Raw genomic sequence first — 24,942 nt, 5'->3', positions numbered from 1 at the left:
TAGCCGGTGGGGAGTGGCTGTGACTGGGGCAGGGGCGGGGCAGCGGATCAGGGTCGTGATCGCCGATGACGAACCGCTGATCAGGGCGGGGATCCGGATGATCCTCACCTCGGACCAGGAGATCGAGGTCGTCGCGGAGGCCGTGAACGGCCGCGAGGCGGTCGACCTGTCGCGCGCGCACGCGGCGGACGTGCTGCTGCTCGACATCCAGATGCCCGTCCTCGACGGCCTGTCCGCCCTGCCGGAGCTGCGCCGTGCGGCGCCCGCGACCCGGGTGATCGTGCTGACCACCTTCGGCGAGCGGGAGAACGTGCTGCGGGCCCTGGAGCACGGCGGCGCCGGGTTCCTGCTCAAGGACACGGCCCCGGCCGAGCTGATCCGGGCGGTGCGGGCCGCCGCGGCGGGCGACGCCTATCTGTCGCCGGCCGCCACCCGGCATGTCGTCGAGCGGCTCGCCTCGGGCCGCGAGGCGGCCCGCGCCGAGGAGGCGCGCGGCCGGCTGACGGCCCTCAGCGAGCGCGAGCGCGAGGTGCTGGCGCTGCTCGGGGAGGGTCTCTCCAACGCCGACGCGGGACGGCGGCTCCATATGAGCGAGGCGACCGTGAAGACGTATGTGAGCCGGATCCTGGCCAAGCTGGGCTGCGAGAACCGGGTGCAGGCGGCGCTGCTCGCGCGGGACGCGGGGCTGTAGCCACCCCGGGGACGGGCTGAGTGGCCTGAGCTGCCCTGGGGGCTGGGGGCCGCCGAAGTGGCCGGAGCTGCCCTGGGAGTGCGCCTTCCGCGGGTTGGCCGGTCAGGCCTTGGTGTCGGGGGTGGGGAGTCCGGCGTCGCCCGCCGCGTTGTAGCGGAGCAGGTAGCCGGCGAAGGCGGCGAGGTCCTCGGCCGACCAGTCCTTGAGGCGTTCCTCGTACGCGGCGAGCCGGCTGGCCTGCGTGGAGGCGAGGACCTGGGTGCCCGCCTCGGTGGGGTGCAGCACCTGGACCCGGTGGTCGTCCGGGTCGGGCCGCCGCTCCACCAGGCCGAGCTTCTCCAGGGTCGCGATCTGCCGGCTGACCGTCGACTTGTCCAGAAGGTAGTGGGCCGCGAGGTCGGTGGCCCGGCAGCCCTTCTGGTCGTCGATATGGGCCAGGAGCGTGTACGAGACCAGCGGCAGCTCCGGGTGGAGCCGGGCCGCTGCGGCCCGGGCCCGGCGGGCGAAGGCCGTCAGTTCCCGCTGGATGGTGTCGAGGGAGGTCTCCCGCGCGCCGCCGCTCATGGTGACTCCTTGGTGCTGCCGTGGGGGGTGCTGTGGGGTGCTGTGCGGGCTGTGAGGACGGGCGCATTCGCGACGCCCACCCTGTCGGTTGTATAGTACAACGGTTTATTAGTTGTAAAAGCCAACCATGGAGGTTCAGGTGTCCGCAGGACCCACCACCAAGGGAGCATTGCGCCACGTCCTCGGGCATCTGCTCACCCCGCTGCTGATGTGCGTCGGCATGGGTCTCGCCTACCTCGGTGCCTTCCGCGCCCCCGAACCCCACGACCTGCGCGTCGACATCGTCGGCTCCGGCCCCCGGGCCCAGGTCCTCGCCCAGACGCTCCAGGACAAGGGCGCCGGCGCCCTCGACGTCCGTACGGTCCCCGACCGCGCCGCCGCCACCGCCGCCTTGCGCGACCAGTCCAGCTTCGGCGCGTACATCCCGGGTGCGGGTGCGGGTGCGGGTGCGGGTGCGGGCACGGGTGCGGGTGCGGGTGGGGGCGCTCGTTCGCCTGAGTTGCTGGTCGCCTCCGCCGCCTCCGACACCAGCGCCATGGCCGTCGAGAAGGTTTTCACCAAGGTCGCCGCCGCCCAGGGCGAGCCCGTCAAGGTCACCGACGTCGCCCCGGTCTCCTCCGGTGACCCCACCGGCCAGGGCGTCTTCTTCCTCCTCGTCGCCCTGAGCATCGGCTCCTACGCCTCCGTGGCCGTCATCGGCGGCGCCGGAGCCGTCCTGCCCATGCGCGTCCGGGCCCTCCTCGCTGCCGGCATGTCCCTCGTCGTCAGCCTCGTCGGCGCTGTCTTCGCCGGGCCCCTCTTCCACCTCGTCGACCACGGCCTCGGCGGTGTCTGGGCGCTGTCCTGGCTGTACTGCGCGGGCATCCTGTTCCTCGGCGTCGGACTGCACACGTTCCTGAAGCGGTGGACCACCCTCGGCGTGATGGTGCTGTTCGTGATGCTCAACTTCACCAGCTCCGGCGGCATCTACCGGCCCGAACTCCAGCCCGGCTTCTTCGGCTCGCTGCACGCGTTCTGGAACGGCGCCGGATTCGTGGAGGGCGTCCGCGGCCACGTCTACTTCGACGGCCACGCGCTGGGCGGCAACGTCCTCGTGCTCGCGCTGTGGTTCCTCGCCGGTCTGGTCCTCGTCGCCGTCGCCGGACTCACCGAGAGCCGCCGCCGGGCCGCTGCCGTGCCCGCGCCCCGCACCGAGACCACAGTCGCTGCTTCCGCTTCTGCCTCGGCCTCTGCTGCCGCCGAGGCCGAGGAGGAGATGGAGGAAGCGGTCGGCGTCTGAGCGCTGCGAACCCTCCGCCGAAGTTGTCCACAGGCCGTTGTCCACAGGGGGAGACGGCCTGATGGCCCCGGCTGTACCGTCATGCCCAGTCGACCGAGTTGATGTTGGTCAACGGGCCGGCACAGGCACGATCGCGAACAGCGGGGGAGGGCGTCCGATGGACGAGACCACGACAGCGGTACCGGAACAGCGCGGGCACGAGCACACCGTGGAGAGTGCCGGCGCCATCACCGTCGGCGCCGCCATCACGAGCGGCGGCGACAGCGGCACGGCCGGCCCGGCCCGTATCCCGCACGTCCCCGGCTTCGCCCGGCGCACCGCCGGCGCCACCGCGGCCGACGGCACCGCAGCCACCGCCCGGCAGCGCGGCAAGGAGCTCCGGCACCGCGTCCCCCGCTCCGCACACGCCCACCTCGCCGCCGTCCCCGGCAGGCCCGACGCCGTGGGCGCCGTCGAGGAGTCCAGCCGGGGCCGCGTACCCGAACTCGCGCCCATCAGGGTCGGCCGCATGGCGGCCAGTCCCTTCGCCTTCCTCCGCGGCTCCGCCGGACTCATGGCCCACGACCTCACCGGCGCCCCCGTCACCGGCATCCCCGCCCAACTGTGCGGAGACGCCCACGCCGCCAACTTCGGCCTCTACGGAGACGCCCGAGGACGACTCGTCATCGACCTCAACGACTTCGACGAGACCGTCGTCGGCCCCTGGGAATGGGACCTCAAACGGCTCGCCACCTCCCTCGTCCTCGCCGGACGCGAGGCCGGAGCCGACGAGGAGACCTGCCGCGCCGCCGCCTTCGACACCGTCGGCGCCTACCGCCGCACCATGCGGCTCCTCGCCAAGCTCCCCGCCCTCGACGCCTGGAACGCCATCGCCGACGAGGAACTCGTCTCCCACACCGACGCCCGCGATCTCATAGGCACCCTCGAACGCGTCGAGGCCAAGGCCCGCAACAACACCAGCGCACGGTTCGCCGCCCGCTCCACCGAAGCCGTCGCCGACACCGACGGCGGCGGCAGACGCTTCGTCGACGCGCCCCCGGTGCTGCGCCGGGTCGGCGACGCCGAGGCCGCAGCCGTCGCCGCCGCCCTCGGCCCCTACCTCGACACCGTCTCCGAGGACCGGCGGCCCCTGCTCGCCCGGTACGCCATCCACGACGTGGCCTTCCGCGTCGTCGGCACCGGCAGCGTCGGCACCCGCTCCTATGTGGTGCTGCTCCTCGACCACCGCGGCGAACCACTGGTCCTCCAGGTCAAGGAGGCCCGGCCCTCCGCACTCCTGCCCCACCTGCCGGCCGTCGGCTTCACCACGCCCGACACCGGACACGAAGGCCGGCGCGTGGTGCTCGGACAGAAGCGGATGCAGGTCGTCAGCGACATCCTGCTGGGCTGGACCACGGTCGAGGGCAGACCGTTCCAGGTGCGGCAGTTCCGCAACCGCAAGGGCAGCGTCGACCCCGCCGCCCTCACCGCCGACCAGTTCGACGACTACGGCCGCATGACCGGCGCCCTGCTCGCCCGCGCCCACGCCCACAGCGCGGACCCACGCCTGATAGCCGGCTACTGCGGCAAGAACGAGGAACTCGACGACGCCGTCGCCACCTTCGCCATCACCTACGCGGACCGCACCACCGCGGACCATGCCGACCTTCTGTCGGCCATCCGCGCGGGCCGCATAGCGGCGGAGACGGGCGTCTGAGTCGGCGGCGCCCGGCTCCAGAAGCAGATCCAGATCCGGAGCCAGAGCCAGAGCCAGAGCCAGATCCGGAGCCGGAGCCAGAGCAAGACCAAGATCGGGGGGAGGGGGAGGGGGAGGGGGGAGGGAGGGGGGAGGCCCCCCGGGAGGACCGTACGCTGGGTGGGACCAGCCGGAACGAGGACGTGGACGGGCGTGGACGTGAGCGTGGACCAGGGCGTGGGTGGCGAGTCCCAGGACCGGCCCGAGGGCGAGCCGGGTGCGAGTGACGTGCCCCTGGGCGACCCGATTGCGGGCGACCCGGTCGCGGGTGAGCTGCCCGACGGTGGGCAGGTCGGTGGCGAGCGGCCCGAGGCACGGTTGGATCAGGCCGTCCGGGTCGCGGAGCAGGCGCTGATCGAGTTCGAGATCGCGGTGGAGACGTTCCGGGTCGAGGTGGAGAACTTCTCCCGGCTGCATCACCAGAGGCTGGGTCCGATGTACGCGCGGCTCGACGAGCTGGACGCGCAGATCGCGGAGGCGAAGGCGGCGCGGACCGGGGATCCGGAGGATGTGCGGCGGGCGCGGGAGGCGCGGGCGGCGGTCCTGCCGATGCCCGGGGTCGAGGATCTGTTCGACGACTGGATCGACTCCGAGGGGCTTTCGGCGGAGGCGGCGGCGATGCTGACCGAGCGGCCGGTGCAGCCGCCGAAGCGGGTGCGGCCGTCGGACGAGGCGCGGAAGCTGTACCGGGATCTGGCGCGGCAGGCGCATCCGGATCTGGCGCGGGAAGAGGACGAGCGCAAGCGGCGCGAGGAGTTCATCACGCGGGTGAACGCGGCCTACGCCCGTGGCGACGAGGCGCTGCTGCGTGAGCTGGCGGCGGAGTGGGCGGCGGGGCCGGTGCCGGAGGTGCGGCTCAGCGAGGGCGAGGAACTGTACGCGCAGCTCGAGTGGCTGGCGCAGCGCAAGGAGATGCTGTCGCTGGTCGCGCGGGAGCTGGAGGAGAGCGCGATCGGCGCGATGCTGCGGCTGGCGCCGGACGACCCGGACCGGCTCCTGGAGGAGATCGCGGAGCAGCTGCGTACGCAGGTCGCCGAGCGTGAGGCGGAGCTCGCGGCGCTCCTTCGGTGAGGGCCGTGCGGCCGGCGGCGTGCGGTCCTCGGTGTGCAGTAGGTTCGATGGTGGTGCGCCCGGGTGTGGCGCGGAGTTTGCAGAGAGAAGGCCAGGTCCATGAATTTCGCCCCGCTGCCGTCGGTCGATGTGGCTTCCGTACCGGCCGATGCTCTGGTTCTTGACGTCCGTGAGGACGACGAGTGGGCGGCCGGTCATGTCGAGGGTGCGTTGCACGTGCCGATGAGCGACTTCGTGGCGCGGTTCGGTGAGGTGACCGAGGCCGTGGCCGATGGGCGCCGGGCGTTCGTGATGTGCCGGGTGGGCGGCCGGTCGGCGCAGGTCACGCAGTACCTGGTGCAGCAGGGCATCGACGCGGTGAACGTGGACGGCGGCATGCTGGCCTGGGACGGTGCGGGGCGCCCGATGGTGACGGACAGCGGCAACCCCGCCTTCGTGCTGTAGTTCCCGGCGCCCGGTACCCCGGGGGACGGGGGCCACGGCTCCGTCTGTTTCAGGCGAGGGGATGGGTGGCGAGCAGGTCGCCGAGTTCCTCTTCGTGCTGGGCGGCGGGGCCGAGGGACAGTTCGAGGTGTTTGGCCCAGGCGTGGTAGCGGTGCAGGGCGTAGTCGGTGTCGGCGCCGAAGCCGCCGTGGAGGTGCTGGGCGGTCTGCACGACGCGGCGGACGCCTTCGGCGGCCCAGATCTTGGCGACGGCGATGTCCGCGGCCGCGGGTAGTGCGGCGCCGGCTCCGGTGCTGATGCGCCAGGCGGCCTGCCAGAGGGTGACCTCCATGGCGCGCAGGTCGATGTAGCGGTCGGCGGTCTGGACGGCGACGGCCTGGAAGGTGGCCACGGGGTGGCCGAACTGTTCCCGTTTGCCGGTGTACTGGCTGGTCAGGTGCAGGACCTGTTCGCCGAGTCCGAGGGCGAGGGCGCAGGTGCCGGTGGCGAGGAGGCCGTGCAGCTGTTCCCAGGCGCCCTCGGTGTCGATGACGTCGGTGGTGTCGAGGTGGACGTCGTCGAGGTGGAGTGCGGCGAGGAGTTCGCCGTGGGTGCCGTACTGGTCGGTCAGGGTGAGGCCGTCGTGGTCGCGGGGCAGCAGGGCGAGGACGGTGTGGCCGTCGGGGGTGCGTGCCGGTACGGCGATGTGGTCGGCGTGGTGGGCCCAGGGGACGTTGCCGGTGTGGCCGTCGAGGGTCCAGCCGGTGGTGTCGTGGTGGGCGGTGACGGCGAGCGGGGCGGGGTCGTGTCCGGTGCGGCCGTGGGCGGCGGCGGTGAGCACGAGTTCGCCGCGGGCGACCCGGGGCAGCAGGGCGGCCGCGGTGTCGGGGGCGTATCGCTGGAGGGTGAGCGCGACCGCGCTGGTTTCGAGGAGCGGGACCCGGGCGAGGACGCGGGCGGATTCGCGCAGTACGAGGCAGAGCGCGACGGGGTCGAGTCCGGAGCCGCCGTGGGCGGGGTCGAGGACGAGGCCGAGGAGGTCGGCGCCGGCGAGGCGGGCCCAGAGGGCGCGGTCGTGGTCGTCGGCGACCGCGCCGGGGGTGAGGGCGGGGCTCGGTACGGCGTCGGGGGTGACGTCGGCGAAGACGGCCTTGGCCGCCTCGACGGCGGCTTGCTGTTCTTCGGTGAAGGTGAAGTCCACGGTCCTGTCCCTTCCGGCCCTGCCCTGACGGGATCTGACGGATCGTCAAGATAGAACAGGTTCTACCGGAAGGGAATGGGCGGGCAGCGGCCGGCAGGGTTCTTCAGCGGAGTCCGTCGGCCGTCTCCGTCAGCCGGGTCTGTCTGCCGGGTCCGTCAGCGGTCGAAGTCGAGCTCGACCTCCGGTGTGGCGGGGTGGGACTGGCAGGCGAGGACATAGCCGGCGTCGGTCTCCTCGGGCTCCAGGGCGAAGTTGCGGTCCATCCGGACCTCGCCGGAGACGACGAAGGCGCGGCAGGTGCCGCAGACGCCGCCCTTGCAGGCGTACGGGGCGTCCGCCCGGGCGCGCAGCACCGTCTCCAGGAGCGTCTCGCCCTGCTGGACCGGCCAGTTGCCGGAGCGCCCGTGCAGGGTGGCGGTCAGCGTGGCGTCCGCGGGGGCGTCGGCCGCGGCGACCGGGGCGGGCGCGGAGCCGTCGTCGACGTGGAAGATCTCCTGGTGGATGCGGGCGCGGTCGACGCCCAGGCCGCGCAGTGCCTGCTCGGCGCTCTGCACGAGGCCGAACGGCCCGCACAGGAACCAGCCGTCGATGTCGCCGACCGGCAGCAGCGCGGGCAGCAGGCCGGTGAGCCGCTCGCGGTCGAGCCGGCCGGAGGGCAGGCCGGACTGCTGCTCCTCGCGGGAGAGCACGGTGACCAGCTGGAAGCGGTCGGGGTAGCGGTCCTTCAGGTCGGCGACCTCGTCGAGGAACATCGTGGAGGACGCGGTGCGGTCGCTGCGGACGAGGCAGAAACGGGCCTCGGGTTCACGGGCGAGCAGGGTGGCGGCCATGGACAGGACCGGGGTGATGCCGCTGCCGCCGACCACGGCCGCGAAGTGTCCGGGGCGCGGGGGCAGCACGAAGCGGCCCATCGGCTCCATGACCTCGACGGTGTCGCCGACGGCGAGCTCCTTGAGGGCGTATGTGGAGAACTCGCCGCCGTCGACGAGGCGGATGCCGACGCGCAGGACGGGCGGCTCGCCCTCGGTGACGGCCGGGGCGCAGATCGAGTACGTGCGGCGGATCTCCTCGCCGTTCTGCCCGGTGCGGCGCAGGGCGAGGTGCTGGCCGGGAGTGTGGCGGTAGGACTCGCGCAGCTCGGGCGGGACCGCGAAGGTGACGGCCACGGAGTCGTCGGTGAGCGGCTCGACCTCGCTCACCCGGAGCGGATGGAACCCGGCCCGTCCGGAGCTTGAGGACGCCATCTACAACTCCTTGAAGTGGTCGAACGGTTCGCGGCAGGACGCGCAGCGGCGCAGTGCCTTGCACGCGGTGGAGGAGAAGCGGCTGAGGAGTTCGGTGTCGGTGGAGCCGCAGTGGGGGCAGCGGATGGCCAGGGTGAGCGGCACCGGTCCGTCGGCGGGGCCCTGTGGGCGGGGCGGCGCGATGCCGAACTCCTCCAGTTTGCGGCGGCCTTCCTCGCTGATGTCGTCCGTGGACCAGGCGGGGCTGAGGACGATGACGACGGAGACCTCGGCCACCCCGTGCTCGCGCAGGGCGTGCTCGATGTCGGAGGACATCGCCTCGATGGCCGGGCAGCCGGTGTAGGTGGGGGTGAGCTCGACCTCGACGCGGCCGGGGGCGTGCACGTGGACGCCGCGGAGCACGCCGAGTTCGGCGAGGGTGAGGACCGGCAGCTCGGGGTCGGGGACGGCCCCGGCGATGCGGGCCAGTTCCCGCTCCAGGGCGGTCGGAGCGGCCGGGGCGCTGGGGGCCGTGGTCACCATGACGCCCCCGGGTGGCTGCGGTGCAGGTGCTGCATCTCGGCGAGCAGTCGGCCGAAGGACTCGGTATGCAGGCCCTGGCGGCCGGCGCCCGCGCTCCAGGCGCCGGTGCGCGGGCCGGCGGGCACGGTGAGCGTGGCCCGCTCGAGGACGGCGGTGACGGAGTCGAGCCAGGCCCGCTCCATGGCCGCGGCGTCGATGTCGAGGCCGTCGAGGGGCTGGAACAGCTCGCCCGTGTACCGCCACAGGGCGTCGCAGGCGTGCTGCATCCGCTGGTGGCTCTCGTCGGTGCCGTCGCCGAGGCGCAGGGTCCAGTGCTCGGCGTGGTCCTGGTGGTACGCGACTTCCTTGACGGCCTTGGCGGCGAGCCCGGCGAGCGGACCGTCGCCCGCGGCCAGCTGCCCGTAGAGGAGCCGCTGGTAGGTGGAGAAGTACAGCTGGCGGGCGATGGTGTGCGCGAAGTCGCCGCCCGGCTGCTCGACGAGCTGGCAGTTGCGGAAGGCGCGCTCCTCGCGGAGGTACGCCAGTTCGTCCTCGTCGCCGACGAGGGAGAGCAGCACCCGGGCCTGGCCGAGCAGGTCGAGCGCGATGTTGGCGAGCGCGACCTCTTCTTCGAGGACGGGCGCGTTGCCCGCCCACTCCCCCAGGCGCTGGGCGAGGATCAGGGCGTCGTCGCCGAGGGCGAGGGCCGCCGCCGGGACGGCGGTGGTCGCCGTGGCGGTGGCGGTAGCAGTGGGCTGGGTGCCGGTCACAGGTGCTTCACCCCGTCCGGGATCTCGTAGAAGGTGGGGTGGCGGTACGGCTTGTCCGCGGCCGGCTCGAAGAACGGGTCCTTCTCGTCGGGCGAGGAGGCGGTGATCGCACTGGACGGGACGACCCAGATCGACACGCCCTCGTTGCGACGGGTGTAGAGGTCGCGGGCGTTGCGCAGGGCCATCTCGGCGTCCGGGGCGTGGAGGCTGCCGGCGTGGGTGTGGGACAGGCCGCGGCGCGAGCGCACGAAGACCTCCCACAGCGGCCATCCTTCGGTGGTCATGCCCGTGCCTCCCCGGTTCCGTTCGCGTGCGTGTGCTGGTCGTGCTTCGCGGCGTAGGCCGCGGCGGCGTCCCTGACCCAGGCGCCGTCCTCGTGGGCCTGGCGGCGCTTGGCGAGCCGCTGTTCGTTGCAGGGCCCGTTGCCCTTGAGGACGTTCCAGAACTCGTCCCAGTCGATCGGGCCGAAGTCGTAGTGCCCGCGCTCCTCGTTCCACTTCAGGTCGGGGTCGGGGAGGGTGAGGCCGAGGGTCTCGGCCTGCGGGGCGGCGATGTCGACGAAACGCTGGCGCAGCTCGTCGTTGGAGTGGCGCTTGATCTTCCAGGCCATGGCCTGGGCGGAGTGGGTCGACTCGTCGTCCGGCGGGCCGAACATCATCAGCGACGGCCACCACCAGCGGTTCACCGCGTCCTGGGCCATCGCGTGCTGGGCCTCGGTGCCGCGGGAGAGGGCGAGCAGCGCCTCGTACCCCTGGCGCTGGTGGAAGGACTCCTCCTTGCAGACGCGGACCATCGCGCGGGCGTACGGCCCGTAGGAGCAGCGGCACAGCGGGACCTGGTTGGTGATGGCCGCGCCGTCCACGAGCCAGCCGATGGCGCCGACGTCGGCCCAGGTCAGCGTCGGGTAGTTGAAGATCGACGAGTACTTCTGGCGGCCGGAGTGGAGCTTGTCGAGCAGCTCGTCACGGCTGGCGCCCAGCGTCTCGGCGGCGCTGTACAGATACAGCCCGTGCCCGGCCTCGTCCTGGACCTTGGCCATGAGGATCGCCTTGCGCCGCAGGCTGGGCGCGCGGGTGATCCAGTTGGCCTCCGGCTGCATGCCGATGATCTCGGAGTGGGCGTGCTGGGCGATCTGGCGGATCAGACCGGTCCGGTAGGCGTCCGGCATCCAGTCGCGCGGCTCGATGCGCTCGTCGGCGGCGACGGCGGCATCGAAGACCGCCTCCAGGGCGGCCTGGGTCGCGGCCTGGATCGCCGTCGCCCCCTCTGTCGCTGTCGTCTCTGCCGTACCTGCGGTCATCGGAACCCCCTACCGACCGATCGTTCGGTTGAATGACTTCAATGGTCGTTCGGGGGCCCGTATGGTGTCAACCTCTGTGGATAACTCCTTAGGCCGACCGGGAGCGGGGCGCGATGGACTCGTACGACGACAGGGCCGCGGAGGCGCCCGAGCCGGACGATTCACCCGAACGGGTGGCCGAGCACCCCGCCGAGCGTGTCGCCGAGCGCCTGCCCGAGAAGGCGACCGCGCCCCGGGCCGGTATCGCCGCGCTCTCGATGCCGTATCAGGTGGTCGCGGCCGTCGCCCTCGCCGTCCTCGGCGTCTTCGCCTGCGTCCACCTCGCGATGGTGTTCCTGCACGTCGCGCCGTCGAACACGCTGACCAAGCAGCACGGCGAGGCCGTCGACGACTGGATCTACCCCGAGTTCGAGCAGAACTGGAAGCTCTTCGCGCCCAACCCGCTCCAGCAGAACATCTCCGTCGAGGTCCGTGCCCAGATCGCCGGCGCGGACGGCAGCCGCCGGACCACCGGGTGGATCGACCTCACCGCCCAGGACGCCGGGAAGATCCGCGGCAGCGTCGTCCCCAGCCACACCGTGCAGAACGAGCTGCGCCGGGCCTGGGACTTCTACGTCGGCTCGCACACCGACGACGACCGGCCCAACGGGGTGCGCGGCGAACTCTCCGGGAGCTACCTGCGCCGGATCGTGCTCTCCCGCCTCGACGAGCGCGAGCTCGGCGGCCGGGTGCTGAAGATCCAGCTGCGCTCCGCCACCCGGTCCGTGCCGGCGCCCCCGTGGAGCACCGAGAAGACCGACACCCGGCCCTCGTACCGGAGCTACGCCTGGTGGCGGATCACCGACGCCGACCGGCCCGCGGGAGCGACCGGGAAGACCACCGACACCGAGGCGGCCGCCCGATGACGACCCAGAGCCCCTCCGCCGCGTCTGCCGCTCCGTCCGCCGTCGCCCCGTCCCGCCCGTCCGCCGGCCGTCCGCCCTTCGACCGCCGGCTCGCCGCCGCCGTGCAGAAGGTCACCGCGCACGCCCTCGGCCCGTACCAGACGGCGATCGTCCGGATCGGCTTCTCCCTCACCTGGCTGCTGTTCCTGCTGCGCGAATGGCCGCACCGCCTGGAGCTGTACGGGCCCGACAGCCCCTGGTCCTGGGGGATGGGGCGGCGGCTGATCGCCGACAACCGCTCCTTCAGCGTGCTGATGTGGTCCGACGGGCGGCTCTGGTTCGAGATCGTCTACGCGCTCGCCGTGCTCTCCGCCGTGCTGCTGCTGGTCGGCTGGCGCACCCGGGCCGTCTCCGTGGTCTTCATGGCAGGCGTGCTGTCCCTGCAGAACCGCGCCATCTTCATGGGCGACGGCGGCGACAACGTCGTCCACATCATGTCGCTCTACCTCGTCCTCACCCGCTGCGCTCAGGTGTGGTCGCTCGACGCCCGCCGGGCCGCCCGGGGCAAGGGGGAAGACCGTTTCGTCGGGCCGCTCCTGTGGACCGTGCTCGGGGGCTTCCTGCTCGCCGCGACCTGGTTCTCCGACATCACCGGCGAGTGGTGGCTGCTGGTGCTGCTGTGGGTGCTGTGGCTGGGGCACGGGCTGTGGTGGCTGGTGTGCCGGTACGCGCCCGACGAGCCGCGCACGCTCCTCGACGTCGTCGCCAACCTCGCCCACAACACCACCCTCGTCGTGATCATGACCGAGGTCTGTCTGATCTACGCGACGGCCGGCTGGTACAAGGTCCAGGGCTCGCGCTGGCAGGACGGCACCGCGCTCTACTACCCGCTGCACCTCGACTACTTCTCGCCCTGGCCCGCCCTCTCCGGCCTGCTCGGCGACAGCGGCACGATGGTGCTGCTGCTGACCTACGGCACGGTGATCGTGCAGGTCGCGTTCCCCTTCACGCTCTTCAACCGCAAGGTCAAGAACGTGCTGCTCGCGGCGATGATGCTGGAGCACGCCGGTATCGCGGTGCTGCTCGGACTGCCGTTCTTCTCGCTCGCGATGATCGCCGCGGACGCGGTGTTCCTGCCGACCGGCTTCCTGGTGTGGGCGGGGGCGCGGGTCGTGCGGGGCCGGGACCGGGTGCTCGGGCGGGCCGCCGACGTCGCGCCCGTGCCCGAGCAGAGCCGTACGGAGGACGGTCCCCGTACCCTCGTCGGGTGAGCACCACCGAAGAACAGCCCATCCAGTACGACGAGGGGTACGGCCCCGAGGTCGGCGTCGGGCCGCACCCGCGGCCGTGGCCCGAAGGCGTCGAAGGCGAGCGCTACGACCCCGAGCTGCTCGCCGGCGGCGACCGGCGCAACGTCGTCGACCGCTACCGCTACTGGACGCGCGAGGCGATCGTCGCGGACCTCGACACCCGCCGCCACGACTTCCATGTGGCGGTGGAGAACTGGGGCCACGACTTCAACATCGGCTCCGTGGTGCGCACCGCCAACGCGTTCCTCGCCAAGGAGGTGCACATCGTGGGGCGGCGGCGCTGGAACCGGCGCGGGGCCATGGTCACCGACCGCTACCAGCATGTGCGCCACCACCCCGACACCGCCCAGCTGACCGCCTGGGCGGCCGCCGAGGGGCTGCCGATCATCGGCATCGACAACCTGCCGGGCGCGGTGCCGCTGGAGCGGACGGTGCTGCCGCGGCGGTGCGTGCTGCTGTTCGGGCAGGAGGGGCCGGGGCTGACGCAGGAGGCGTGGGAGGCCTCGGAGATGGTGTGCTCGATCGCCCAGTTCGGTTCGACGCGGTCGATCAACGCGGGAGCGGCGGCGGCGATCGCGATGCACGCGTGGGTGCAGAGGTACGCGGAGATCGACTGAGATCGACCGCACGGCCCCGTTGTACGCAGGCCCCCGTCGTACGGGGGGCTCGGTGTCGTGCGTCGGGGCCCCGCCCCTCCTCGGGGCCCCGACGGTTCGGGCGGGTCAGGCCTGGCGGCGTACCTCCACGACGCGGAAGCGGTTCGAGACGAAGGCGCCGTCGCACAGGGCCGCGTTCGCGGCCGGGTTGCCGCCGGAGCCGTGGAAGTCGGAGAAGGCGGCGGTCTGGTTGACGTAGACACCGCCGGTGAGGTTGAGGGAGAGCTGGGCGGACTCGTCCAGGCAGACCTCTTCGACGGCGCGCTCGACGTCCGGCGAGGTGGTGTAGGCGCCGACGGTCATGGCGCCCTTCTCGCGGACGGTGCGGCGCAGGAGCTCCAGGGCGTCGGCGGTGGAGTCGACCGAGACGGCGAAGGAGACGGGGCCGAAGCACTCGGAGAAGTAGGCGGCCTCCGAGTCGGGCTTGGAGCCGTCGAGCTTCACGATGACCGGCGTACGGACGACCGCGTCCGGGAACTCCGGGTTGACGATCTCGCGGGAGGCGAGGGCCACCTCGCCGAGGCCGGCGGCCGCTTCCAGGCGGGCCTTGACGTCGGGGTTGACGAGGGCGCCGAGGAGCGCGTTGGCGCGGGCGTCGTCACCGAGGAGGCCGCCGACCGAGGCGGCGAGGTCGGCGACGACCTCGTCGTAGGACTTGGGGCCCTGGTCGGTGGTGATGCCGTCGCGGGGGATCAGCAGGTTCTGCGGGGTGGTGCACATCTGGCCGCTGTACAGGGACAGCGAGAAGGCCAGGTTGGAGAGCATGCCCTTGTAGTCGTCGGTGGAGTCGACGACGACCGTGTTGACGCCGGCCTTCTCCGTGTAGACCTGCGCCTGGCGGGCGTTGGTCTCCAGCCAGTCGCCGAAGGCGGTCGAGCCGGTGTAGTCGATGATCCGGATCTCGGGGCGGACGGCCAGCGTCTTGGCGATGCCCTCGCCGGGACGCTCGGCGGCCAGCGCCACCAGGTTGGGGTCGAAGCCGGACTCGGCGAGGACCTCGCGGGCGACGCGGACGGTGAGGGCCAGCGGCAGCACCGCGCGCGGGTGCGGCTTGACCAGCACCGCGTTGCCGGTGGCGAGGGAGGCGAACAGGCCCGGGTAGCCGTTCCAGGTCGGGAAGGTGTTGCAGCCGATGACGAGGCCGATGCCGCGGCCGACGGCCGTGAACTCCTTGGTGAGCTCCAGCGGGTCGCGCTTGCCCTGGGGCTTGGACCAGGCGGCGCGGCCGGCCGGGGTGCGGGTCTGCTCCTCGTACGCGTACGCCACGGCCTCCAGGCCGCGGTCCTGGGCGTGCGGGCCGCCGGCCTGGAACGCCATCATGAACGCCTGGCCGCTGGTGTGCATGACGGCGTGGGCGAACTCGTGGGTGCGGGCGGAGATCCGGGCGAGGATCTCCAGGGACACCATCGCGCGGGTCTCGGGCCCGGCGTCGCGCCAGGCGGCGAGGCCGGCGCGCATCGCCGGGAGCAGCACGTCGAGGTCGGCGTGCGGGTACTCCACGCCGAGCTCCGGGCCGTACGGCGAGGTCTCGCCGGGGACCCAGCCGTCGATGCCGGGCTGGTCGAGCTCGAAGCGCCTGCCCAGCAGCTCCTGGTAGGCGGCGAGGCCGGCGGCGGCGTCCAGCGAGCCGTTCTCCCCGTACGCCTTCGGGTGCTCCGGGTACGGGGACCAGTAGGCACGGGTGCGGATCGTGGCGAGCGCCTGATCGAGTGTGGACCGGTGCTTCTCGGCCAGAACGTCGGTGGTCAGCTGAGCGGTGGCCATGGATGGACCAACTCCTCGTCGAGCTGGGCAGGGAGACGCGTACGGAGTTAGAGTAACCGAACGATCGGTCGGGACAAGGGGGTCCGGCGATCCTGTGGAAAACCCATCGGGGAGGATCACTCCTATGAGCGCCAGCACGACCGTCCAGGGGCAGGGGAACGGCGACACGGTGTCGGCTGCCGACGGAGCCCGTCCCACCGAGCCGGCCGCCGGGTCCGCCACTCAGCCGGTCGCCGGGCCCGGCATCGAGCCGAGCGGCGTCGTCGCCGTCGTCGGCACCGGAACCATGGGGCAGGGGATCGCCCAGGTCGCCCTGGTCGCCGGTCATCCCGTCCGCCTCTACGACAGCGCCCCCGGCCGGGCAGCGGAGGCCGTGAAGGCCGTCGCGGGCCGCCTGGACCGGCTGGTCGAGAAGGGCCGGCTCGACGCGGCGGAGCGCGAGGCGGCGCTCGGCCGGCTGCACGCCGCCGACGAGCTCGCCGGCCTCGCGGACACCGCCCTGGTCATCGAGGCGATCGTCGAGCGACTCGAGGTCAAGCAGCAGCTCTTCGCCGACCTCGAGCAGGTCGTCGGCGCGGACACCGTGCTGGCCACCAACACCTCCTCCCTCTCCGTCACCGCCATCGCGGGAGGGCTCCGGCTGCCCGGCCGGTTCGTCGGCCTGCACTTCTTCAACCCGGCGCCGCTGCTGCCGCTCGTCGAGGTCGTCAGCGGCTTCGCCACCGCCCCGGCCACCGCCACGCGCGCGTACGAGACGATGAAGCGGTGGGGCAAGACGCCGGTGCGCTGCGCCGACACCCCCGGCTTCATCGTCAACCGGGTCGCTCGCCCCTTCTACGCGGAGGCGCTGCGGATCTTCGAGGAGGGCGCCGCCGACCCCGCCACCATCGACGCGGCCCTGCGCGAGTGCGGCGGCTTCAGGATGGGCCCCTTCGAGCTGACCGACCTCATCGGGCAGGACGTCAACGAGGCCGTGACCCGCTCGGTCTGGGAGTCCTTCTTCCAGGACCCGAAGTTCACCCCCTCGCTCGCCCAGCGGCGGCTCGTCGAGTCCGGCCGCCTCGGCCGCAAGACGGGGCACGGCTGGTTCCCGTACGCGGAGGGCGCCGAGCGCTCCGAGCCGCACACCGCGCCGCCGGCCGAGGCCCCCGCGCGGATCACCGTGCGGGGCGACCTCGGGCCGGCCGAGCCGCTGGTCGGCCTCTTCGAGCGGGCCGGGATCGCGGTGCGCCGCAAGCGCGGCGCCGGAATCATCGAGCTGCCCGGTGGCGCCGAGCTCGCCCTCGCGGACGGCGAGACCGCCTTCGAGTACCACCAGGACGAGATCGTCCACTTCGACCTGGCCCTCGACTACGAGAAGGCGAGCAGGATCGTTCTGTCGGCCCGGCGCGGCATCGACCCCGACGTCCTCGCCGAGGCCGTCGGCCTGTTCCAGGCGCTCGGCAAGCAGGTGTCGGTCATCGGTGACGTACCGGGCATGATCGTCGCCCGTACGGTCGCGATGCTGGCGGACGTCGCCGCCGACGCCGTCGACCGGGGCGTGGCCTCCGCCGAGGACGTGGACACGGCGATGCGGCTCGGGGTCAACTACCCCGTGGGCCCGCTGGAGTGGGCTGCGCGGATCGGGCACGCGCGCGTGCGGGACCTGCTCGGCGAGCTGCACGAGCGCTACCCCACCGGCCGTTACGCGCCCTCGCTCGCGCTCGCGCGCCGGGCGTCCGAGGAAGAAGCCGCAGAGGCGGAGGAGAGCCGATGACCACCGCGCGACGCGACACGTACACCCCCGAGACGCTGCTCACGGTCGCCGTGCAGGTCTTCAACGAGCGCGGCTACGACGGCACGTCCATGGAGCACCTGTCCAAGGCGGCGGGGATCTCCAAGTCGTCGATCTACCACCACGTCGCCGGCAAGGAGGAGCTCCTGCACCGGGCCGTCAGCCGGGCGCTCGACGGGCTCTTCACGGTCCTCGACGAGCCGGCGGCGGGCCGTGGCCGGGCGATCGAGCGGGTCGAGTACGTGACCCGGCGCACGGTCGAGGTGCTGATCGAGGAGCTTCCGTACGTGACCCTGCTGCTGCGGGTGCGGGGCAACACCAAGACGGAGCGGTGGGCGATGGAGCGGCGCCGCGAGTTCGACCACCGGGTGGCCGAGCTCCTGAAGTCGGCCGTCGTCGACGGCGACCTGCGGGCCGACCTGGACATACGGCTCGCGACCCGGCTGCTCTTCGGCATGATCAACTCGCTGGTGGAGTGGTACCGGCCGCAGTACGCCTCCCAGGCGGAGCGGGAGCAGCTGGTGGACACGCTCGTCCACATCGCCTTCGACGGGCTGCGGACGGCGAGCTGACCCGTCTGTCCGCGCCGTGGCGCCCTCGCGCCGAGCCCGCCCGGTCGCCCGGGCGGGCTTTCGTCTTCCCGAGTCGGCCCCTCGGCCCCTCGGCCCCTGAGTTCCGCAGTCCTTCGGTCCCTCAGTACCTCAGTCCCTCAGTTCCGTGCACGGGTCCAGGTCCGTCTCCTCGAAGACCAGCAGGGTGTGGGTCGACAGGACCTCGGGGATCGACTGGAGCCGGGTGAGCACCAGCTCGCGCAGGGTGCGGTTGTCCGGGGTGTGGACGAGCAGCAGGACGTCGAAGTCGCCGCTGACCAGGGCGATGTGGGCGGCGCCCGGCAGGGCCCGGAGCTGTTCGCGGACGGTCCGCCAGGTGTTCTGGACGATCTTGAGAGTGATGTAGGCGGAGGCGCCGTGCCCCGCCCGCTCGTGGTTGACGCGGGCGCCGAAGCCGCGGATCACGCCGTCCTCGATGAGCCGGTTGATCCGCGCGTACGCGTTGGCGCGCGAGACGTGGACCCGTTCGGCGACCGAGCGGACCGAGGCGCGACCGTCGGCCTGGAGCAGCCGCAGGATGTCCCGGTCGATCGCGTCCAGCGGGCGGGCGGGCCCGCCCGGGGGGACCATGGCGGGAGGGCCGGAAGTCGTCCCCTGGTACGTCTGTGGCCCGCCGCCCGGGGCGGCCGGGAGGGCGGCGCCGGGGAGCGCGTTCAGGCGCTCGTCGTCCGGGCGCCCCTCGATGTCGGCCATTTGTTCTTCCGCCATAGCCCCCCGCCTCTCTATCGTGGACGACTTGCACCCATCCCAGGCTGTGGAAAACCGTTTGTCCACAGGCTGAAGGCGCCTGTAGCCAAAATGCCTCCACGACCGAACAATCGGTAGGTGAGGCGCGCCACATTCGCGCCACCCGCCTTCGGGTCTTATGCCCGCTCCCACGAGGAGGTGGACTCGTTGCAACAGCGCAGTTCGACAGTCCAAGCGCCCCCCGGTGCCCCCCGCGCCTACCGGCCCACCCCGCCCCCGGCCTGGCAGCCGCGTGTCGACCCCACCCCGCTGCTGCCGGACGCGGAACCGCTGCGCGTGCTCGGCACGGACGCGGTGGCCGACGCCGATCCCGCGCTGCTGCGCCGTCTCTACGCGGAGCTGGTCCGTGGCCGCCGGTACAACGCGCAGGCCACGGCCCTGACCAAGCAGGGCCGGCTCGCGGTCTACCCGTCCACGACCGGCCAGGAAGCCTGCGAGGTCGCCGCCGCGCTGGCCCTGGAGGAGCGGGACTGGCTCTTCCCCTCGTACCGCGACACGCTCGCCGCCGTCGCCCGCGGGCTCGACCCCGTGCAGGCCCTGACGCTGCTGCGCGGCGACTGGCACACCGGCTACGACCCGCGCGAGCACCGCATAGCCCCGCTGTCCACGCCGCTCGCGACCCAGCTCCCGCACGCCGTGGGCCTGGCCCACGCCGCCCGGCTGAAGGGCGACGACGTCGTGGCGCTCGCCATGGTCGGCGACGGAGGCACCAGCGAGGGCGACTTCCACGAGGCGCTGAACTTCGCCGCGGTCTGGCAGGCCCCGGTGGTCTTCCTCGTGCAGAACAACGGCTTCGCGATCTCCGTGCCGCTCGCCAAGCAGACCGCCGCGCCCTCCCTCGCCCACAAGGCCGTCGGGTACGGGATGCCGGGCCGGCTCGTCGACGGCAACGACGCGGTCGCCGTCCACCAGGTCCTCACCGAGGCCGTCGCCCGCGCCCGGCGCGGCGGCGGGCCCACGCTCGTCGAGGCCGTCACGTACCGGATCGACGCCCACACCAACGCCGACGACGCCACCCGCTACCGCGGCGACGCCGAGGTCGAGGCGTGGAAGGCGCACGACCCGGTCCTGATCCTGGAGCGGGAGCTGACCGAGCGCGGCCTGCTCGACGAGGACGGCCGGCGCGCCGCCGCCGAGGAGGCCGAGGAGATGGCGGCACGGCTGCGCGAGCGGATGAACGCGGACCCCGTGCTCGACCCGATGGACCTGTTCGCCCACGTGTACGCCGAGAAGACCGCGCAGCTGCGCGAGCAGGCGGAGCAGCTGCGGGCAGAGCTCGACGCCGAGAGCGAGGCGGGATGACCACCCAGGCGACAGCGCGGCGGGCCGCGAAGGCGGCCAAGCCGGCGACCATGGCGCAGGCCCTCCAGCGGGCCATGCGCGACGCCATGGCCGAGGACCCGACCGTCCATGTGATGGGCGAGGACGTCGGCACGCTCGGCGGCGTCTTCCGCGTCACCGACGGCCTCGCGAAGGAGTTCGGAGAGGACCGCTGCACCGACACGCCGCTGGCCGAGGCGGGCATCCTCGGCACGGCCGTCGGCATGGCGATGTACGGGCTCCGGCCGGTCGTCGAGATGCAGTTCGACGCCTTCGCCTACCCGGCGTTCGAGCAGCTCATCAGCCATGTCTCGCGGATGCGCAACCGCACCCGCGGCGCGATGCCGATGCCGCTCGTGGTCCGGGTGCCGTACGGCGGCGGGATCGGCGGCGTCGAGCACCACAGCGACTCCTCCGAGATCTACTACATGGCCACCCCGGGCCTCCACGTCGTCGCCCCGGCGACCGTGGAGGACGCGTACGGGCTGCTGCGGGCCGCCATCGCCTCCGACGACCCGGTGGTCTTCCTGGAGCCCAAGCGGCTCTACTGGTCGAAGTCCGACTGGTCGCCCGAGGCGCCGGCCGCAGTCGAGCCGATAGGCAAGGCCGTCGTGCGCCGCCCCGGCACCAGCGCGACCCTCATCACCTACGGCCCGTCCCTGCCGGTGTGCCTGGAGGCCGCCGAGGCGGCCACGGCCGAGGGCTGGGACCTGGAGGTCGTCGACCTGCGCTCGCTCGTGCCCTTCGACGAGGAGACCGTCTGCGCGTCCGTGAAGCGCACCGGCCGGGCCGTCGTCGTGCACGAGTCGACCGGCTTCGCCGGGCCCGGCGCCGAGATCGCGGCCCGGGTCACCGAGCGCTGCTTCCACCACCTGGAGGCACCGGTGCTGCGGGTCGCCGGATTCGACATCCCGTATCCGCCGCCGATGCTCGAGCGTCACCACCTGCCGGGCGTGGACCGGATCCTCGACGCGGTCGCGCGGCTCCAGTGGGAGGCGGCGAGCTGATGGCCCAGGTGCTCGAATTCAAGCTGCCCGACCTCGGCGAGGGGCTCACCGAGGCCGAGATCGTGCGTTGGCTCGTCGACGTCGGCGACGTCGTCACCATCGACCAGCCGGTCGTCGAGGTCGAGACGGCCAAGGCGATGGTGGAGGTGCCCTGCCCGTACGGCGGTGTGGTCACCGCCCGCTTCGGCGAGGAGGGGACCGAACTCCCCGTCGGCGCCCCGCTCCTGACGGTGGCCGTCGGCGGCTCCCCGGAGCGGACCGGCGCGCCCGGGCCGGCCGCGGCCGAGGCCCCGCAGGCCCCGAAGGCACCGAAGGCGTCGGACGCCGAGTCCTCCGAGTACTCGGGCAACGTCCTCGTCGGCTACGGCACCAGCGGGCCCGCCGCCCGGCGCCGCCGGGTCCGCCGCGAGCCGCCCGTGGCCGCCGCGCCCGCGCCGGCTCCCGCTGCCGCTCCGGTCATCCCGGCTCCGGCGCAGGTCGTCGCGCCGCAGGGGCCCGTCGCCGTCATCTCGCCACTGGTGCGCAAGCTCGCCCGGGACCGGGGGCTCGACCTGCGCGAGGTGCGTGGCTCGGGGCCCGACGGGCTCATCCTGCGCGTCGACGTGGAGACCGCGCTCGCCGTACGGGACCGGGCCGCCGCGGCCCCGGCCGCCGCTTCGGCACCGGCGCCCGTCGCCGTGGCCTCCGCCGGGGAGCGCGTACCGCTGCGCGGAGTGCGCGGCGCGGTCGCCGACAAGCTGTCCCGGAGCCGTACGGAGATACCCGACGCGACCTGCTGGGTGGACGCCGACGCGACCGAACTCATGGCCGCGCGGGCGGCGATGAACGCGGCGGGCGGGCCGAAGATCTCCGTCCTCGCGCTGCTCGCCCGGATCTGCACGCACGCCCTGTCCCGTTTCCCGGAGCTCAACTCGACGGTCGACACGGTCGCGCGGGAGATCGTCCGGCTGCCGTCCGTGCACCTCGGGTTCGCGGCCCAGACCGAGCGCGGTCTGGTCGTCCCCGTGGTCAAGGACGCGGGCGGCCGCACGGCCGAGTCGCTGACCGCCGAGTTCGCCCGGCTGACCGAGGCCGCGCGGGCCGGGTCCCTCACTCCGGCGGACCTGACCGGCGGCACGTTCACGCTGAACAACTACGGGGTGTTCGGGGTCGACGGCTCCACGCCGATCATCAACCATCCCGAGGCGGCCATGCTGGGCGTCGGCCGGATCGTGCCCAAGCCGTGGGTGCACCAGGGTGAGCTGGCGGTCCGTCAGGTGGTGCAGCTGTCGCTCACCTTCGACCACCGGGTCTGCGACGGCGGGACGGCCGGCGGCTTCCTGCGCTATGTCGCGGACTGCGTCGAGAACCCCGCGGTGCTGCTGCGCACGCTCTGACGGCACGACCGCGGGACTGCACGACCGCGGGACTCCGGGACTGCATGCGGGATCGCAGGACCGCGCGGACTCCGCCGGGGCGGAAGCCGGCAGGGCAAGGGGCCCGGCCGGTTCCCGGCGGCCTCGTCCGGGGCCCAACCTCACGCCGGGCCCCGGACCGTTCGGCCCAGGGTCGTCTCCTTCCGTGAGACGACCCGGCCGCGGCCGGGCGATCCCGGACCATACTGCTGGGATGACGACCGCTTACGACGCCATCGTGCTCGCGGGAGGGTCGGCCCGGCGGCTCGGCGGGGCCGACAAGCCCGGCGTACGGGTCGGGGGCCGGCCCCTGCTCGACCGGGTCCTCGCCGGCTGCCGCGACGCCCGTCGCACCGTGGTCGTCGCCGCGCCCCGGGCCACCGCCCGCCCCGTCGAGTGGACCCGCGAGGACCCACCCGGCGGCGGCCCCGTCGCCGCGCTCGACGCGGGCCTGCGCCACCTCGCGGGCGACGCGCCCACGAGGGTCACCGACGCGCCTGCGGGGGACCGTGGGGCTCCCGTTTCCGGCGGCACGTCCGCCGCGCGTGATTCCGGTGCCCCCGCCCCCGTCACCGGCCCGGCCGCCTCCGCGCCCCTCGTCCTTCTCCTCTCCGCCGACCTGCCGTTCTTCGCGCCCGGCACCGCCCGGCGGCTCGTGGCCGCGCTCGACGCGGCGCCCGGGGCCGAGGCGGCGGTCACCGTCGACGCGGACGGGCGGGAGCAGCCGCTCGTCGCCGTGTACCGGGCGGGGGCGCTGCGGCGCGTGCTCGCGGGGCTCGCGGCCGAGCGCGGCACGCTCACCGGGCTGCCGTTGCGCCTGGTCAGGGGCGCCCTGACGGTGGTCCGCGTGGCGGCGGCCGACTCGGAAGACTTCCTGGGGGCGTCCTTCGACTGCGACACCTGGGAGGACATCGCAGCGGCCCGTGCGCGGATCAGGGAGCATGGGCACGTGCTGAACGAATGGATCACCGCGGTCAAGGACGAGCTGGGCATCGACCTGGACGTCGACACGAACGTGCTGCTGGACCTGGCGCGGGACGCGGCGCACGGCGTCGCGCGGCCCGCCGCCCCGCTGACCACCTTCCTGGTCGGGTACGCGGCGGCGCAGGCGGCCGGCGGCAAGGGCGGCCCGGAGGCCGTGGCGGAGGCCGCGCGCAAGGCGGCCGTGCTCGCCCAGCGGTGGGCCGCCGAGCAGGACGAGGCCGGATGACCATGACCGAGCGCGCGCCCGACGGCGCCCAGAGGCCCGCCGCACAGCCGTCCGACGCCCAGACGCCCGACGACGACGTGATCGACGAGGCCATCGCGCTCGTCGACGGACACCGGCCTCCGGTCCCCCAGGCCCCTGCTGCTTCCACCGCTTCCCAGGCCCCCGCGGCCCACAACGAGCATCACCGCGCCACTCCCTGGCCCGACGCCCGCGCGCTCGCCGCGCGGGCCGGGGAGCGGGCGGCGGCGGGCCGAACCCCCGAGGCGGTGCCGCTGGCCGGGGCGCTCGGGCGGGTGCTTGCCGGGCCGCTGGAGGCGCTCACCGATCTGCCGTCGTTCAACACCTCCGCCATGGACGGCTGGGCGGTTGCCGGGCCCGGCCCCTGGCGCATCGACCCCGAGGGCGCGGTCCTCGCCGGGCACGCCCCCGCCCGGACCCTCGCGGACGGCGACGCCGTACGGATCGCGACCGGCGGCCGGGTGCCGGCCGGGACCACCGCCGTGGTTCGCAGCGAGCATTCCCGCACCGAAAGCACCAGCGGCGTCGCCGACAGCACCGACAGCACCGACAGCGCTCACGGCACAGGCCACGCCCACACCACCCACACCACCCCAGGTCGGCTCCACGCCCTTCGTGAGGTCGTCCCCGGGCAGGACATTCGGCCGCGCGGCCAGGAGTGCCGCGCCGGGGACCGGCTGTTGCCCGCCGGGAGCACGGTGACGCCCGCCGTGCTCGGGCTCGCCGCCGCGGCCGGCTATGACGAGTTGTCCGTGCATCCGCGACCGCGCGTCGAGGTTCTCGTGCTCGGTGACGAGTTGCTGGCTTCGGGGCTCCCTCACGAGGGCCTGATCCGGGACGCGCTCGGTCCGCTGCTCGCCCCGTGGCTGAGGGCGCTCGGCGTCCAGGTGGTCGGGACCCGACGGATCGGCGACGACGCGGAGGCGCTGTACGGGGCGGTCACCGGCTCCGCCGCCGACGTGGTCGTCACCACCGGTGGCACCGCGGCCGGGCCGGTCGACCACGTCCACCCGGTGCTCGCGAAGGCCGGCGCGACCCTGCTCGTCGACGGCGTGAAAGTACGCCCCGGCCACCCGATGCTCCTGGCCCGGCTCGCGGACGGCCGCCACCTCGTCGGGCTGCCCGGCAACCCGCTCGCGGCCGTCTCCGGACTTCTCACGCTCGCCGAGCCCCTGCTGCGCGCGCTGGCCGGGCGGCCGGCCGGCGCCCCGTACCGGGCGGTCGTACGCGACGAGGTGCACGGCCATCCGTACGACACGCGGCTCGTGCCCGTCCAGGTGCGCGGCGCCGAGGCCGTACCGCTGCACTACAACGGGCCCGCGATGCTCCGGAGCATCGCCGCCGCCCACGGCATGGCCGTGATCCCGCCCGGCGGGGCCCGGGCCGGACAGTCGCTCGACGTCCTCGACCTGCCCTGGCGGGCCACGGCTGGCGCCCCGGACGGAGCGTGTTTCACGTGAAACTTCCC

The 24,942-nt window shown here is 73.4% G+C and carries 24 protein-coding genes; 15 read left to right on the top strand and 9 right to left on the bottom strand.

Translation table 11 applies throughout. The features are described 5' to 3' along the window. The first annotated feature begins 55 nt into the window (after positions 1-55). Positions 56-691, top strand: a complete 636-nt coding sequence (locus ACIRSU_RS21190; protein WP_403794257.1) for a response regulator — start codon at positions 56-58, stop codon at positions 689-691. Positions 692-793: 102 nt separating this feature from the next. Here ACIRSU_RS21190 and ACIRSU_RS21185 read toward each other — a convergent pair whose 3' ends face one another. Continuing rightward, positions 794-1,255, bottom strand: a complete 462-nt coding sequence (locus ACIRSU_RS21185) for a MarR family winged helix-turn-helix transcriptional regulator (RefSeq protein WP_403794255.1) — start codon at positions 1,253-1,255, stop codon at positions 794-796. Between the two features lie 139 nt (positions 1,256-1,394). On the opposite strand from ACIRSU_RS21185, the gene ACIRSU_RS21180 reads away from it, so the two are divergent. The 4 genes from ACIRSU_RS21180 (at position 1,395) to ACIRSU_RS21165 (ending at position 5,784) form a co-directional block, all read left to right on the top strand. Further along, positions 1,395-2,534 carry a hypothetical protein gene (locus ACIRSU_RS21180; protein ID WP_403794253.1) on the top strand — a complete coding sequence of 380 codons (1,140 nt, stop codon included), beginning with the start codon at positions 1,395-1,397 and terminating at the stop codon, positions 2,532-2,534. Between the two features lie 157 nt (positions 2,535-2,691). Then, positions 2,692-4,230: a DUF2252 domain-containing protein gene (locus tag ACIRSU_RS21175; RefSeq protein ID WP_403794251.1), complete on the top strand. Its 1,539-nt coding sequence runs from the start codon at positions 2,692-2,694 to the stop codon at positions 4,228-4,230. A gap of 285 nt (positions 4,231-4,515) precedes the next feature. After that, a complete protein-coding gene (locus ACIRSU_RS21170) occupies positions 4,516-5,340 on the top strand; it encodes a hypothetical protein (protein WP_403794926.1) in 825 nt (274 codons plus the stop codon). Positions 5,341-5,439: 99 nt separating this feature from the next. Next, positions 5,440-5,784 (top strand): rhodanese-like domain-containing protein, encoded by a 345-nt coding sequence (locus ACIRSU_RS21165; protein ID WP_403794248.1) that lies wholly within the window; start codon positions 5,440-5,442, stop codon positions 5,782-5,784. 49 nt (positions 5,785-5,833) lie between these two features. Here the strand turns inward: ACIRSU_RS21165 and ACIRSU_RS21160 are convergent, their stop codons facing one another. The 6 genes from ACIRSU_RS21160 to paaA form a co-directional block, all read right to left on the bottom strand. Next, positions 5,834-6,964, bottom strand: a complete 1,131-nt coding sequence (locus ACIRSU_RS21160; protein ID WP_403794246.1) for an acyl-CoA dehydrogenase family protein — start codon at positions 6,962-6,964, stop codon at positions 5,834-5,836. Between the two features lie 155 nt (positions 6,965-7,119). Beyond that, positions 7,120-8,208 (bottom strand): 2Fe-2S iron-sulfur cluster-binding protein, encoded by a 1,089-nt coding sequence (locus ACIRSU_RS21155; RefSeq protein ID WP_403794244.1) that lies wholly within the window; start codon positions 8,206-8,208, stop codon positions 7,120-7,122. Then, positions 8,209-8,730, bottom strand: a complete 522-nt coding sequence (gene paaD / locus ACIRSU_RS21150; protein WP_403794241.1) for a 1,2-phenylacetyl-CoA epoxidase subunit PaaD — start codon at positions 8,728-8,730, stop codon at positions 8,209-8,211. Next, complete coding sequence (gene paaC, locus ACIRSU_RS21145) at positions 8,724-9,479, bottom strand: 1,2-phenylacetyl-CoA epoxidase subunit PaaC (protein ID WP_403794238.1); 756 nt, start codon at positions 9,477-9,479, stop codon at positions 8,724-8,726. Before paaC ends, paaD begins: the two co-directional genes overlap by 7 nt. Then, complete coding sequence (gene paaB, locus ACIRSU_RS21140) at positions 9,476-9,763, bottom strand: 1,2-phenylacetyl-CoA epoxidase subunit PaaB (RefSeq protein WP_403794235.1); 288 nt, start codon at positions 9,761-9,763, stop codon at positions 9,476-9,478. The genes paaC and paaB overlap by 4 nt, the downstream gene beginning before the upstream one ends. Continuing rightward, a complete protein-coding gene (gene paaA, locus ACIRSU_RS21135) occupies positions 9,760-10,779 on the bottom strand; it encodes a 1,2-phenylacetyl-CoA epoxidase subunit PaaA (protein ID WP_403794233.1) in 1,020 nt (339 codons plus the stop codon). Before paaA ends, paaB begins: the two co-directional genes overlap by 4 nt. A 113-nt stretch (positions 10,780-10,892) precedes the next feature. Here paaA and ACIRSU_RS21130 point away from each other — a divergent pair, with 113 nt between their 5' ends. From ACIRSU_RS21130 to ACIRSU_RS21120, 3 genes are read left to right on the top strand one after another with little or no spacing between them, the layout of a single operon-like run. Continuing rightward, positions 10,893-11,684 (top strand): DUF5819 family protein, encoded by a 792-nt coding sequence (locus ACIRSU_RS21130; protein ID WP_403794230.1) that lies wholly within the window; start codon positions 10,893-10,895, stop codon positions 11,682-11,684. Beyond that, a complete protein-coding gene (locus ACIRSU_RS21125; protein ID WP_403794227.1) occupies positions 11,681-12,934 on the top strand; it encodes an HTTM domain-containing protein in 1,254 nt (417 codons plus the stop codon). The genes ACIRSU_RS21130 and ACIRSU_RS21125 overlap by 4 nt, the downstream gene beginning before the upstream one ends. Further along, positions 12,931-13,590 carry a TrmH family RNA methyltransferase gene (locus tag ACIRSU_RS21120; RefSeq protein ID WP_403794224.1) on the top strand — a complete coding sequence of 220 codons (660 nt, stop codon included), beginning with the start codon at positions 12,931-12,933 and terminating at the stop codon, positions 13,588-13,590. Before ACIRSU_RS21125 ends, ACIRSU_RS21120 begins: the two co-directional genes overlap by 4 nt. A gap of 105 nt (positions 13,591-13,695) precedes the next feature. Here ACIRSU_RS21120 and paaN read toward each other — a convergent pair whose 3' ends face one another. Beyond that, positions 13,696-15,393, bottom strand: coding sequence for a phenylacetic acid degradation protein PaaN (gene paaN / locus ACIRSU_RS21115; RefSeq protein WP_403794221.1), 1,698 nt, complete (start codon positions 15,391-15,393; stop codon positions 13,696-13,698). A gap of 124 nt (positions 15,394-15,517) precedes the next feature. Between paaN and ACIRSU_RS21110 the strand changes: the two genes are divergently transcribed. Continuing rightward, positions 15,518-17,149 (top strand): 3-hydroxyacyl-CoA dehydrogenase, encoded by a 1,632-nt coding sequence (locus ACIRSU_RS21110; RefSeq protein ID WP_403794218.1) that lies wholly within the window; start codon positions 15,518-15,520, stop codon positions 17,147-17,149. Beyond that, positions 17,146-17,739 (top strand): TetR/AcrR family transcriptional regulator, encoded by a 594-nt coding sequence (locus tag ACIRSU_RS21105; RefSeq protein WP_403794215.1) that lies wholly within the window; start codon positions 17,146-17,148, stop codon positions 17,737-17,739. The genes ACIRSU_RS21110 and ACIRSU_RS21105 overlap by 4 nt, the downstream gene beginning before the upstream one ends. Before the next feature lie 129 nt (positions 17,740-17,868). Here ACIRSU_RS21105 and ACIRSU_RS21100 read toward each other — a convergent pair whose 3' ends face one another. After that, positions 17,869-18,486 (bottom strand): Lrp/AsnC family transcriptional regulator, encoded by a 618-nt coding sequence (locus tag ACIRSU_RS21100; RefSeq protein ID WP_403794212.1) that lies wholly within the window; start codon positions 18,484-18,486, stop codon positions 17,869-17,871. 177 nt (positions 18,487-18,663) lie between these two features. Here ACIRSU_RS21100 and pdhA point away from each other — a divergent pair, with 177 nt between their 5' ends. From pdhA to ACIRSU_RS21075, 5 genes are all read left to right on the top strand, one after another. Then, complete coding sequence (gene pdhA, locus ACIRSU_RS21095; protein WP_403794209.1) at positions 18,664-19,827, top strand: pyruvate dehydrogenase (acetyl-transferring) E1 component subunit alpha; 1,164 nt, start codon at positions 18,664-18,666, stop codon at positions 19,825-19,827. Next, positions 19,824-20,852 carry an alpha-ketoacid dehydrogenase subunit beta gene (locus tag ACIRSU_RS21090; protein WP_403794207.1) on the top strand — a complete coding sequence of 343 codons (1,029 nt, stop codon included), beginning with the start codon at positions 19,824-19,826 and terminating at the stop codon, positions 20,850-20,852. Before pdhA ends, ACIRSU_RS21090 begins: the two co-directional genes overlap by 4 nt. Then, a complete protein-coding gene (locus ACIRSU_RS21085; RefSeq protein WP_403794204.1) occupies positions 20,852-22,228 on the top strand; it encodes a dihydrolipoamide acetyltransferase family protein in 1,377 nt (458 codons plus the stop codon). The genes ACIRSU_RS21090 and ACIRSU_RS21085 overlap by 1 nt, the downstream gene beginning before the upstream one ends. A 232-nt stretch (positions 22,229-22,460) precedes the next feature. Beyond that, positions 22,461-23,456, top strand: a complete 996-nt coding sequence (locus tag ACIRSU_RS21080; RefSeq protein WP_403794202.1) for a DUF6457 domain-containing protein — start codon at positions 22,461-22,463, stop codon at positions 23,454-23,456. Positions 23,457-23,458: 2 nt separating this feature from the next. After that, positions 23,459-24,934 carry a molybdopterin molybdotransferase MoeA gene (locus ACIRSU_RS21075; RefSeq protein WP_403794924.1) on the top strand — a complete coding sequence of 492 codons (1,476 nt, stop codon included), beginning with the start codon at positions 23,459-23,461 and terminating at the stop codon, positions 24,932-24,934. Positions 24,935-24,942: the final 8 nt, after the last annotated feature.

Origin of the sequence: Streptomyces sp. NPDC101160, from assembly GCF_044768205.1 — a bacterium.
Taxonomy (GTDB): Bacteria; Actinomycetota; Actinomycetes; order Streptomycetales; family Streptomycetaceae; genus Streptomyces.
The sequence above is the reverse complement of the archived record's forward strand: the minus strand, read 5'-3'. Positions and strand labels throughout refer to the sequence as shown.